The sequence below is a fragment of the Niabella hirudinis genome (assembly GCF_051201075.1).
GTDB classification, from domain to species: domain Bacteria; phylum Bacteroidota; class Bacteroidia; order Chitinophagales; family Chitinophagaceae; genus Niabella; species Niabella hirudinis.
Map to the genome: position 1 here is coordinate 462,922 of NZ_JBPEHJ010000001.1, position 12,306 is coordinate 475,227.

Below are 12,306 nucleotides of genomic sequence, written 5' to 3' on the forward strand. Positions count from 1 at the left end.
ATAACTGAAAAATACGTTATATATTTGGGTCATGGAAGAATTAACAAAAACAGAAGAGCGCATTATGCAGATCTTATGGAAGCTAAAAAAGGCTTTTGTAAAAGACATCATCCATGAACTGGATGAGGAGCCCAAACCTCCCTATAATACTATATCATCCATTGTCCGGCTGCTGGAAAAAAAAGGCTATGTCAATTACAAATCCTATGGAAAAACCTACGAGTATTTCCCGGCCATCAGCAAGGAAACCTATGCGAAGACTACGTTCAGCAAATTATTCTCCGGCTACTTTGACAACTCGCCGGCCAGTCTTTTATCCTTTATGGTGAAGGAGGAAAAACTGGGCGAAAAAGACATCGAGGAACTCAAAGCTCTTATCAAAAAAAACGCATAACAATGGAGTGGTTTGCCTACCTGCTAAAAGTAAGCGCCTGTACGGCCCTTTTCTTTGGTTTTTACCTGCTATTTCTCAGGAAACTGACCTTCTTCCGGTTTAACCGGGTGTATCTGCTGGCCTCCCTGCTGTTAAGCTGCATCATCCCGGCCATCCATATCCCCATAAAAAAGGAGCTCCCTTTAGCTCCCGCGGCAACAGTACCGTATCTACCTCAAAGCAACCCGGTGGCCCTAAAAAAGCTGGTGCATCCCGTTGCACGGGTTGTACCGGAAAGGTCATTTAACTGGCAGGCAGCCGCTCAATACATATATGTGACCATTGCGCTCGCATTGCTTTTATTACCGCTTTGGCAATTGACCCGGATATTAAAACATATCAAACATCCCAGGCGCAGGACCCATGGTTTGTGGCTGATATCCAAAAAGGCCGGCTTTACCAACTGCTCCTTCTTTAATTATGTTTTTGTGGATGAAAGCTCTCTAAGCAATACAGAACTGGAGCTGTTTTTAAACCACGAAGAAGTGCATGTAAAACAATTGCATTCTGTTGACAAAGTCCTGATGATCCTGGCTAAAGCCGTAATGTGGATAAACCCGGTCATTTATCTGTACCATAAGGCGCTGACGCAGGTTCACGAATTTGAAGCAGATGCCATCACTTCCCGGCGTTTTGGTAAAGAGCCCTATGCACAGCTGATTTTAAGCCGGGCCACGGCAGCGCCAAAAATATCCCTGGCGCATCAGTTTACCGAGAGCCCCATAAAAGAACGCATCAAAATGTTATTTACACCAAAATCAAATAAAATGAAACAACTATCTTATGCTTTCATCCTGCCCATTGGCATGGGCCTCATCGGCCTGTTTGGAATCCAGTTTGTTATGGCGCAGCAAACCCCGCCTCCGGCAAAAGAAATAAAAAAAGTAACGGCCGTTACCATAACAGAAGAAAAAATCCCCCCCGGCCAACGGGAAAAAGAATCCACCGGCACTAAGAACAGACCAAAGACTTACCGCATCATTACAGACTCTGCAATTGCGGATCATGTAGAACATGTTACTTTGGAGCACGTAAATTTGGGAAATGCCGTAGTAGAGGGCACCGTTAACCTTTATAATAACCGGGATTCTGCAGACAAAACCCAATGGCATTTAGCTGAAGCGCGCAATGCCCTTGCAAAAACAGGCACAACGATGCGCTCACCGAAAGTTGTGAACGAGGGCACCGTTCGATTGGATGCGATCACAACCGTTCTTCGATTGGATGAAAACACCGGCTGCAGGATTTCCGGGATCGAAAACGATGCCAAATATACCGTTGTCAGCTTTGAATATACCGCGGCGCGGGCCAGCGACTGGGCCTTGCTCAACAAAGAGATCTACCTGCAGGCTAACAATGATATGAAACATTTTGCCTACGTAAAATCCGAAGGGATTCCCCTGGCGCCGCACCGGTATAATTTTACCAAACCAGGAGAAAAGATTGCTTTTAAAGTGTATTTTGAAAAAGTGCCGCTGACAGCAAAATCGATTGACGTGATCGAACGGGCGGGCCGGTCCGATTTTTTCAACTTTTACAGTGTTCCGCTTCCTGCCTCCTACTATGCGCAGAAATAAAGCATATCAATCCCAATCGGCGGCCACACCCTCCGCCACCACCTTTCCTGAAGCATCTTTAAACTTTATAAAATGGCCCCTGATCTCGTAGGAGCGAATCTGTGGCAATACCGCCAGGTAACGCTCTTCCACCTTCATAAATTCCGCACAGAATTTTTTGGTAGTGGCGATTGAAGAAAAGCTGATTTCCGCCTCCGCCCCGGCGCTGGCAGTAAAAACAGCCCGGTTGCAGCCGGCCGTGCCGCTGGTATGCGCAGGATCTGTAAGATTGATTGAGGCCCGGGATTTGATTACCAGGACGCCGTCTGCACCATCCAGTTTCTTCAACATCCACTCCCTGCGCAGGGGGTTCCATTTCTGAAGCAGCCCCTCTGCCTGCCCCATATCAACCTTGGGTGGCGTATGGCGGTTGCAGGCGAAAACCACAACCAAAAACAATAACCCGGATAGAATAAAAACGCTTTTCATAATTAAAGTTAACAAAGCCCGGGGCAATTTTGTCATCATTTGAAGTATTCCCGAATAATAGTGCTAATTTGCATTATGAAAAACACACATATAGGCACTCCACAGCCAATAGGTCGTTTTATCGATCCACTAACAGACTTCGGGTTTAAGCGAATTTTTGGATCAGAACTCAATAAAGATCTGCTAATTGCTTTCTTGAACGAACTATTCAAGGGCAGAAAGGTAATTTGCGACCTGGTATACAACCCACAGGAAAACAATGGTCCCGGAAAACATTACCGCAAAACAATTTTTGATCTTACCTGTACCGGTGAAGACGGCGAAACCTTTATTATTGAAGTCCAAAGAGCAGAACAAGATTTTTTTGTTGACAGAGCTATTTATTATACTTCGGGAAAGTTGTACGAACAAGGGCCAAAAGGTGACAAGACTTGGAGCTATGAGCTGAAAGAAGTTTACTTTATTGGTCTGATGGATTTTAAACTTGACAACGCCCCTTCTGACAAGTACTTACATTGGGTGCGCCTGGCTGAAGAAGAAAGGAATGAAACATTTTATAAAAAACTGGGTTTTATATTTTTAGAACTACCAAATTTCAACTTGAAAAGAAATGAGATAAAAACCAGCCTTGAGTGCTGGTTGTATGCCTTGCGGAATATGGGGGATTTCAAGAAAATTCCGGTAATTTTGCATGGAAAGATATTTCAAAAATTATTTCAGGTATCCGAAGTTGCCAACTTAACAAAGCAGGAGTATATGCTATACGAAAGAAAAATGAAGGAAAAATGGGACCGCTACGCTGTACTTAAAACTGCGAAAAGAAAGGCTATGGAAAGTGGGATGCAAAAAGGCATTGAAAAAGGCATCGAGAAAGGCATTAAGAAGGGTATCGAACAGGGTATCGAGCAGGGTATTAAGAAGGGTATCGAAACGGGAAAGGAACAATTTGTTAGGAACCTACTTTCTAACACCCAGTTTAAAATACCAGCAATCGCTACGCTTGCCGGAGTAACTGAATCCTTTGTAAAAAAGATACAAAAACAAGCAACACATTCAAAGGCTCCGATAAAGCAGTAAGAAGTATCCCCGATATTGATGTCTCAATAGTACTATTTACCTCAAATATCCCAGTATTTTTAACATGCTTTGTGAAGACTGTTCCTTGGCATACACCCATTCGATCAGTTTTCCATTTTTATCATATTCGAGAATGATGTGTTTGGGCGATGGAATAAGACAGTGTTTAATACCACCGTATCCGCTGATCTGATCCTGATAAGCTCCGGTATGAAAGAAGCCTACATATAGTGGCTCGGCATCGCTTTCCGCATTTTTGGGGGTAGCTTCAATTGCTGGTACACCCAGCCCGCCAACGCCGTTATCATTTTTTATTTTGGGAAGAAACACTTCATTGATATGCTCTTCTGAATCATAATAATCATGCCCATCGCAGGTAATGCCGCCCAGTACTACCCGCTGGTATTCGTTGTTCCACTTATTAATCGGCAGCATCAGAAAACGCTCCCCAATTCCCCAAGTATCCGGCAGGGTGGTAATAAATGATGAGTCGATCATATACCAGGTTTCCCGGTCGTTCTGCACTTTTTCGCCGATCACGCTATATATATGCGCCATGCTTTCCCCCACGGTAAAGCTGCCGAATTCGGTATAAATATTGGGAACCTGCACTTTCGCCTTTTTACAGGCCGACTTGATATTACTGATGATCTCATTGATCATAAACTGATAATCGTATTCAAAAGCCAGGCTGTGTTTGATAGGGAAGCCGCCGCCGATATTGATGGAGTCCAGCTCGGGGCAAATCTTTTTGAGCTGGCAATAGAGGTTAATGCTTTTACGCAACTCGCTCCAGTAATAGATATCATCTTTGATGCCCTTATTTAAAAAGATATGCAGCATCTTGAGCTGAAATTTCTCTTCATTTCCTTCTATTTCATCCACATAAAACTCCAGCACATCCTTGGCTCTGATGCCCAGGCGGGAGGTATAAAAAGGAAAGGTAGGTTCTTCCTCTGCAGCAATGCGGATGCCCAGTTTGAAGGGTTCCTTGCTTTTCACACTCCGCTTGTATAGCTGCAGTTCTTCTTTATTATCCAGCACCGGGATCACGTTCTTAAATCCGCTGTTGATCAGCTTGGCAATACGCGAGGTATAGGCCTTTTGTTTAAAGCCGTTGCAAACGATGTTAATATCCTTGGTAATTTTTCTTCTTTTATACAGCTGGTTGATGATGTCGATATCGTAGGCAAAGGAAGTTTCCAGGTGAATATTGTGCTTCAACGCTTCTTCCACTACAAACGAAAAATGTGAACTCTTGGTACAGTAGCAGTAAAAATACTCCCCCTCATATTTGTGCCGCTTCATGGCCGTGGCAAAGTATTGCTTGGCCTTGTTGATGTTGATGCCGATCTTGGGCAGATAGCTGACCTTAAGAGGTGTACCGTGCTTTTTGATCAGGGCTTTCAGATCGATACCATTAAATTTCAAATACCCATCCTCCACTTCTATGCCTTCCTGGGGAAAGTTAAAGGTCTGGTCTACTAAGCCTAAGTATGAATTATTCATTACCCAACAAATCCGGTGACTGCCGGCAGCTTTTAAGTTTTTTTAAAATTGCCCGCTAAATTACTGAATTATATAATTGCCGATTTGAAAATCTGAAAATGTTTTTAAGCGGGAGAAACAGCGAAATTCTCCGTTTCTAATATCGCCCCGCAGCCTGGCATTTCTATGTTGCCACTGAAGTTCTGGAGGCTGGTATCAAAGAGCATTTAGTGGCGTGCTTCCCGCAAAAACGCTAAGGAGCAAGGACGCAGCAGCAGGTCCTTTGTTTTACGACTCCTCCGTTTGTCACAAGAGTATTAAAATCTGTGCATCAGTGGCACAAGGCAAACAAATGCTCCACAAAAAAGGCCGTCCCCCGTTAGAGACAGCCTTCTACTATTTTTAAAACCCGCTTACTTTACAGAAGCAACCAGCGCCTTAAACGACTCGGGGTTGTTCATAGCAAGATCTGCCAGCACTTTGCGGTCGAGGTCAATTTGTTTTTCCTTCAGCTTGTTGATAAAAACAGAATAGGTCATCCCCTCTTCACGAACGGCAGCGTTGATACGTGCGATCCATAAAGCGCGGTAATCTCTTTTCTTTAGTTTGCGACCCACATACATATAGGTCATCCCCTTTTCTACAACGTTTTTGGCAACGGTAAATACATTTTTACGTTTGCCATAAAAGCCTTTGGCTTGTTTTAATATTTTTTTCCGGCGGGCTTTAGAAGCTGCTGAGTTTACTGAACGTGGCATATCTGAATAATTTTAATTGTAAATGATAAAATAAAAATCAAGCAATCGCTTACTTTAAACGCAATAAGCGCTGTACAAAATTCATGTTGGATTTTGCAACAACACCATCGATACGCATACCGCGTTTACGTTTGGTTGATTTTTTGGTCAGAATGTGACGTTTGAAACTCTTTTGGTGGGTGATTTTACCAGTAGCCGTTACTTTAAAACGTTTTTTTGCGCTGGAATTTGTCTTTACTTTAGGCATTGTACCTTTATTTTCTTGTGACACCTTTGAGGTGTTGACGCCCGGGCGCCACCCTTTTTGTACCTCTTCAGTAATATTCCCATTTTTTTGAAACGGGATGCAAAGGTAAGCAAATAATTGAAAAACGGTGCTTTCCACGATAAAAATATCAGCATTATCCTGTTCTTCATTAAAATTATCATAAAATTGGGGGCAGGAAGTGCCTGCATTTACGACACAAATGTTAATTTTCGCTTTTACTATGATGATAAGATTAAAGCATTCAGCCTGTTATAAAAGACTTTTCCTGCTCCTGTTTACCATTTCGGGTGCATTGGCATCTGCAAAAGCACAGGATGTTATGGGAAAAATTGAGCGTTTTGCCAGCTATTTTACGCCGGAGCGCAGCTATATCCATTATGATAAAAGCAGTTATTCGCCGGGGGAAACCATCTGGTTTAAGGCCTACCTGCTGGCAGAAATTGCCCCCGCAGAAGCCAGCAAAACTTTTTATATAGACTGGATCGATGACAAAGGCAGAATCCTGCAGCATACCGCCAGCCCCCTGGTAAACGGAATGACCAACGGTCAGTTTGAACTGCCCGATAACTATGAAGGAAAATCCCTGACGGTGAAAGCATATACCAGCTGGATGCTGAATTTTGATTCCTCATTCCTTTATTCAAAAAAAATACCGGTTGTCAGCAGTACGCCGCCGGCCGCGGGTAAGGCCGGCATGGACCTGAAGCCCACGCTTACTTTTTTCCCTGAGGGCGGGGATGCCGTTGCAGGGCTCCAGAATAAGATCGCTTACAAAGCGGTTAATGCCTTTGGCGACCCGGTCAAAATCTCGGGCATCATAACAGATGAAGCGGGGAAATTTGTAGATAGTATCCGGAATATGCATGATGGCATGGGCTATATCCTGCTTACTCCCAAACCCAACGTAAAATATACAGCCAAATGGAAGGATGACAAAAAAACAGACTATACCACGCCGCTTCCCTCAATCAAACCCGAGGGTGTTATTTTGAAAGTTGCGGTTGCACCCGGCAAACGCAATTTTGAAGTACAGGCCACAGCCGGCGCGGCGGCAGGCACAGATAGCCTGCACATCATTGGCACCATGTACCAGCACGTAATTTTCAACATCAGCAGGTCGCAAAAAGCCGGGGCCGTAACCGGAAGCATCCCGCTCGAAAGTCTCCCCTATGGCATTTTAACCATCACGGTATTCGATAAGAGCTGGAAACCACTGGCAGAGCGGATCACGTATGTTGATAACAACAGTGCTTATGCACGCCCCGTTACCATGGAAGTGGAGCATTGGGGGCTCAGTCACCGGGGACGGAATGAATTGGTTGTAACCTTGCCCGATGCGGTGCCGGCCTCACTGTCCGTTGCCGTTACCGACCTGGCCATTGGAGCAGACAGTACTGAAAATATTCTTTCGGGCCTGATGCTTACCGGCGAGCTGAAAGGGAAGGTTTTTAATCCCGCTTACTATTTCAAAGACAGCACGCTTAAAGTACAGCAGCAACTGGACCTGGTGATGCTTACCAATGGCTGGCGCCGCTTTAACTGGAACAAGCTGATTGCCGGTGAACTGCCGGCCATCCGGTATCCCAGGGATTCCGCTTACATTTCCGTTTCCGGTAAGCTTACCGGTATTATGCCCTCTTCCGTTTCGCAGGCATCTTCTATTATTGTTATGATGAAACAAAAAGATGCGGAAGGAAAAATGCTGATGATGCCCATTACAAAAGACGGCCGTTTCAACGACCCCTCCTCCATATTTTTTGACACGGCAAGAGTTGCCTATAAAATACAGGACAAAACGCTCGATGGATCTGCCGTTCAGTTTATGCCAGACAAGCTCCGGGTACCCGATCCGGGCTCGGCCTGGATGAGGCCGTTCAAAGGGGATACCGTGGGAAGCGCCTATCATCTGAAAATGGCAGCTGCTGCCAACGCCATCGCCGAAAAAAACCGGTACAAGGAACTGGAAGCCGTAACTGTTGCTGCTAAAACCAAAACACCGGTGCAGTTGCTGGACGACAAGTATTCTTCCGGCTTGTTTAAAGGGGATATGAATTCCGTACAGCTGGATGTGCTCAACGACCCTTTTGCCAAAAGCGCCATGGACATCTTTACCTACCTGCAGGGGAAGGTGGCGGGCCTTCAGATCTCAGGATCCGGATCCAATGCATCCCTGAACTGGAGAGGCGGGGCGCCCCAGATCTATATTGATGAAATGCCTGCGGATGTTAGTTTTGCATCCTCTATTAATGTAAATGACATTGCCTATATTAAAGCATTCCGTCCTCCGTTTGTGGGCGGCACTAATGGCGCAAACGGGGCCATTGCCATTTATACCCGGCGGGGCGATGATGTAAAGCCGGAGCCGGGCAAGGGCATGTCTGCGAGCCGCATTGAAGGCTATACCACCATTAAGGAATTTTATGTGCCCAAGTATTACAGCCAGTTTGTAGCCCCCGATGCCGATAAGGATGTACGTACCACCATTTACTGGAATCCCAATGTAGTGGTAGACCCCAAGAAAAAGCAGGTTGTCATCTCTTTCTACAACAACGATGTTACCGATGCATTCCGGGTAGTGATCCAGGGAATGACGCTGGACGGCAAGCTGCTCCATCATGAGGAAAACATGGAGTAAGGAAATGTAAAATATGAAATATCCAAATTAAAATGCAGAAACAGCCATGGCTAAAACCGACACAGGTTTCATTTCATAAAATACTTCTTTACCTGTTTCATTCGTTATTTTATAATAAACCGGAGTCAATTTTACTAAAATGTGTAATCGAAAGTGGTTTGTGAGGACACAAACCATGGCTGGCCTCGGTCAGTGTCCTCACTGACCGAAAATAGAAATAATTCTGATGTCGGTTCGTTATTACAATTAATACGGCGCAGGGGTTAAAAAATCAGCCCCGGGAACGGGGCTGACCTCATACACTTTAAATTATAAAAAACTAAATGTTGCCTTCTTTTATTTACCGTCTTCTTCCTTCGGCACTACCCCGGCTGCTGCTTTCACCTCCGCGGCCCCGGGAATACCCGCCCCCGTCACTTCTTGCCGGGGCACTTCTCTGAATCTGAACCTGCTGGCTGCGCGCTGCTTCCTGGCGCTGACTTTCACGTTGTTGCATTTGTTGTGCCCGCTGAGTGCTTTCCTGGCTCCGGCGTGCCTCTATCTGCTGATCACGCTGTTGCCGCATTTGCTCGGTACGTTGGGCATTTTCCTGGCTCCGGCGTGTCTCTGTCTGTTGATCGCGCTGTTGCCGCATTTGCTCGGCACGTTGGGCATTTTCCTGGCTCCGGCGTGCCTCTGTCTGCTGATCACGCTGTTGCCGCATCTGCCCGGCACGTTGGGCGCTTTCCTGGCTCCGGCGCATCTCTATTTGCTGATCACGCTGCCGTACCACGCCGTCACTGTTGCGGGCATTTTCCATATTGCCCCTGCGCTGCCTTAACTGCTCATTATCGCTGCTTGCCCGCGCATCGCCAACGGTACGGTCAGCGCCACGCCCTTCAGACACTTCCTGGCCGCCGCGGCTCCTGCGGTCGCCGTATACATTCCTATCGGCTCTCACGTCAGCTCCCGACCCGTTGCCTCCATAGCGGCTCCGTGCGGCTTCTCCTCTTCTTCCGGCCTCAACGCTGCCACGGCCGGCACTGCTGCGGTCTGCCTCCCGGCTATACTGCTGTACTGATCTTGGCGCATAGCGGGTATTATCATTACCGCGCTGAACGGCAGGACGATAAACGGATACCTCGTTACGGCCTATTGATGTGCGGCCCGGCCGGCTGGCATCCCGCACCCGAACCGGCTGAATGCGCCCGGAATACCGCTCCACATCACTGCGGCGGGGTCCGTTTGAATAATATCGTCTGCCTCCATAATTGCGGCCACCATAATTATTAATGATCGTGGTATTGTTGATAATGGTTACGTTATTTCTGTAGGGATAATAATACCTGTCCATATAACGGGACCCCATGTAACGGCAGGGTGTAAAGGTCCAGTAATCGTAGGGAGGATTGTAATTGCCAAACCCTATATTAATACTGATACCGGGACGCAGGGGCGCCCATCCGTAATAATCACCGCCTCCCCTCCAGGCAACCCATCCCGGAGACCACTCATAACCCGGCACCCACAGCCAGCCATAATAAGGGTCGTAAAACCAGCGGCCGTAATGGAAAGGAGCCCAGCCCCAGTCATAATCGGAGGCCCACATCCAATCATCGTCATCGGCATAAACCCAGCGTCCCCTGCTCGAATAGGGCCTGAAATCATTGCCCACCCTGGGGCGCCAGGTGTACCCGTAATCCGGGTAATCGATCCATTCCCCGTAAGGGCTCAATTCGTCATAAAAAGTCTGGAAACTGATATTTACCCCAACCCTTGGTTGAGCTGTTGCCCGCTCAGAAACGGACAAAGCCAGCGCCAGGAAAAGACCAAAGCTCCATGTGGTAATAAGTCGTTTCATCTTTAAAAAATTATTTTTTGAGTTAAAATTGTTATTCGAGACGGCAGGCATTCCGGTGCTGTTGCTTTCTCTTAATTTATAGACGACAATTTACTTTTGAAGTTGCCAAACTAACAATTGTTGTGAAAATTTTAAGCAAAATTTATTAACAATTTCGGGGGCAAGGCCCGGCAGTCTGCAATCAGATTCCGGCCATCAGGTATTGAGAACCGGGATTCCGGCCCACAGATCATTAAATTTGCGTAAAACGATCTTTTTAATTGAAGGACTATTATCAAATACTGGGAGTGGCTCCCACTGCCACTTCAGCTGAAATAAAAACGGCCTACCGGAAACTGGCCCATATCTACCATCCGGATAAGAACCCTTCGAATACCTACGCTGCAGCTCATTTTAACCTTATTAAAGAGGCCTATCATACGCTTACCCGCCCGGATCTTAAAGCACAGTACCTACAGGACCGGTGGCTGAGCCAGTCGATGGGGGCACCGCCGGAAAAAACGGCAGTAACGCCCCCACAGTTATTGAAAGCTGTATTAGCGATGCATCAGCAACTCATTCATTACGATGAATACCGGGTTGATAGAAAGGGGGTCTATGAAAAATTATCGGCCCTCATCGACCCTTCGGGGATCGGGATTCTGAATCACTTTAATCAGCGGGATATTAACCGCGAGCTGGTAAAGTGGATGACCGACAGTCTCTTTTTATTGTATCCGGAAGACCAGCTGCAATTATTGCAACAGCTCAAAAAGATTGCGGCGCCACCGGAAAGCAGCGTTCTTATAGCGCGTAAGGAGGCGGAGCTTCGCCGGATGATCCGCTTTAACCGGTACCGGCCCTTTTTGATTTTAGGGTTAATTATCCTACTTTGCATCATCATTGCATATTCCCTATAATAAATATATTGGTTCATTTTAAATTTTATCCGCTATGATGCCAATCGGCGACGACAATACCGGGCGCACCACTACCCCTTACATAAATTATTTATTAATTGCCGCCAATATTTTTGTCTTTATTTATTATCAGCGGCTGGGAGCCAATGTGGATTTCCTCATGCGTTATGCTGCCGTTCCGGGAGAGATCCTTACGGGCAGGGATATTGTTGGCGCCAATGATCTTGGGCCTTCCCCGGTTCCGGTCTATACTACTATTTTCACTTCCATGTTCATGCATGGGAACATTGCACATATTCTTGGAAATATGCTTTACCTGTCTATTTTCGGAGACAACATCGAAAATGCAATGGGGCATCTCCGTTACCTGGCATTTTACCTGCTATGCGGTATTCTGGCATCTCTCTCCCACGTTTTTATGGCCCTGATCCTGGGAGATGGCTTGCTGGTTCCAAGTATTGGAGCATCCGGCGCAATCTCCGGTGTTCTGGGCGGATACCTGGTATTATTCCCGAAAAACCGGGTACGCATCTGGGCGTTGTTATTTACGTTTCGCGTTCCGGCAGTTATTACATTGGGCATCTGGATCATCATGCAGATCGTGAGCCAGGTAAATAGCATCGGCAGCAGCGAGCAATCGGGCGTAGCTTATGCTGCGCATATCGGGGGCTTTGTTGCGGGCATGCTGCTGGTACGCTTTTTTGTAAACCGGAGACAAGTTGTAAATGTGAGAATGTGAGAATTTGGAAATGGGATAACGGATATCAAACCCTCCCTTCGCTGATAGCTATCAGCTTTTAGGTTCAGCCGTTAGCTTTCAGCCCAGAAACTTCGGGGAAGATCGGGAATCGAGTTTTGAGATC

The 12,306-nt window shown here is 46.4% G+C and carries 11 protein-coding genes; 6 read left to right on the forward strand and 5 right to left on the reverse strand.

What is annotated here, in order from left to right; translation table 11 throughout:
• Positions 1–31: 31 nt before the first annotated feature.
• Both GGU45_RS01695 and GGU45_RS01700 read left to right on the forward strand, forming a co-directional pair.
• Positions 32–394, forward strand: coding sequence for a BlaI/MecI/CopY family transcriptional regulator (locus GGU45_RS01695; protein WP_435221440.1), 363 nt, complete (start codon positions 32–34; stop codon positions 392–394).
• Between the two features lie 2 nt (positions 395–396).
• On the forward strand, positions 397–2,010 hold the full coding sequence (locus GGU45_RS01700; protein ID WP_435221441.1) for a M56 family metallopeptidase: 1,614 nt from the start codon (positions 397–399) through the stop codon (positions 2,008–2,010).
• 6 nt (positions 2,011–2,016) lie between these two features.
• Here the strand turns inward: GGU45_RS01700 and GGU45_RS01705 are convergent, their stop codons facing one another.
• Complete coding sequence (locus GGU45_RS01705) at positions 2,017–2,478, reverse strand: META domain-containing protein (protein ID WP_435221443.1); 462 nt, start codon at positions 2,476–2,478, stop codon at positions 2,017–2,019.
• Between the two features lie 75 nt (positions 2,479–2,553).
• On the opposite strand from GGU45_RS01705, the gene GGU45_RS01710 reads away from it, so the two are divergent.
• A complete protein-coding gene (locus tag GGU45_RS01710) occupies positions 2,554–3,555 on the forward strand; it encodes an Rpn family recombination-promoting nuclease/putative transposase (protein WP_435221445.1) in 1,002 nt (333 codons plus the stop codon).
• A 36-nt stretch (positions 3,556–3,591) separates the two neighbouring features.
• On the opposite strand, the gene GGU45_RS01715 is transcribed toward GGU45_RS01710, so the two are convergent.
• The 3 genes from GGU45_RS01715 to rpmI form a co-directional block, all read right to left on the reverse strand.
• Positions 3,592–5,064, reverse strand: coding sequence for a type III PLP-dependent enzyme domain-containing protein (locus tag GGU45_RS01715; RefSeq protein WP_435221447.1), 1,473 nt, complete (start codon positions 5,062–5,064; stop codon positions 3,592–3,594).
• A 392-nt stretch (positions 5,065–5,456) separates the two neighbouring features.
• Positions 5,457–5,801: a 50S ribosomal protein L20 gene (gene rplT / locus GGU45_RS01720; protein WP_435221448.1), complete on the reverse strand. Its 345-nt coding sequence runs from the start codon at positions 5,799–5,801 to the stop codon at positions 5,457–5,459.
• A 49-nt stretch (positions 5,802–5,850) separates the two neighbouring features.
• Complete coding sequence (gene rpmI / locus GGU45_RS01725; protein ID WP_435221450.1) at positions 5,851–6,186, reverse strand: 50S ribosomal protein L35; 336 nt, start codon at positions 6,184–6,186, stop codon at positions 5,851–5,853.
• Between the two features lie 103 nt (positions 6,187–6,289).
• On the opposite strand from rpmI, the gene GGU45_RS01730 reads away from it, so the two are divergent.
• The gene (locus GGU45_RS01730) at positions 6,290–8,704 is read left to right on the forward strand and encodes a hypothetical protein (RefSeq protein ID WP_435221451.1); all 2,415 of its coding nucleotides are present in this window, start codon (positions 6,290–6,292) and stop codon (positions 8,702–8,704) included.
• 340 nt (positions 8,705–9,044) lie between these two features.
• Here the strand turns inward: GGU45_RS01730 and GGU45_RS01735 are convergent, their stop codons facing one another.
• Entirely contained in the window at positions 9,045–10,544 is a 1,500-nt protein-coding gene (locus tag GGU45_RS01735; protein WP_435221453.1) for a DUF6600 domain-containing protein, read from the reverse strand.
• Between the two features lie 260 nt (positions 10,545–10,804).
• Here GGU45_RS01735 and GGU45_RS01740 point away from each other — a divergent pair, with 260 nt between their 5' ends.
• Together GGU45_RS01740 and GGU45_RS01745 are read left to right on the forward strand one after the other, a co-directional pair.
• On the forward strand, positions 10,805–11,443 hold the full coding sequence (locus GGU45_RS01740) for a J domain-containing protein (RefSeq protein ID WP_435221454.1): 639 nt from the start codon (positions 10,805–10,807) through the stop codon (positions 11,441–11,443).
• A gap of 34 nt (positions 11,444–11,477) precedes the next feature.
• Positions 11,478–12,182 carry a rhomboid family intramembrane serine protease gene (locus GGU45_RS01745; protein WP_435221456.1) on the forward strand — a complete coding sequence of 235 codons (705 nt, stop codon included), beginning with the start codon at positions 11,478–11,480 and terminating at the stop codon, positions 12,180–12,182.
• Positions 12,183–12,306 lie beyond the last annotated feature (124 nt).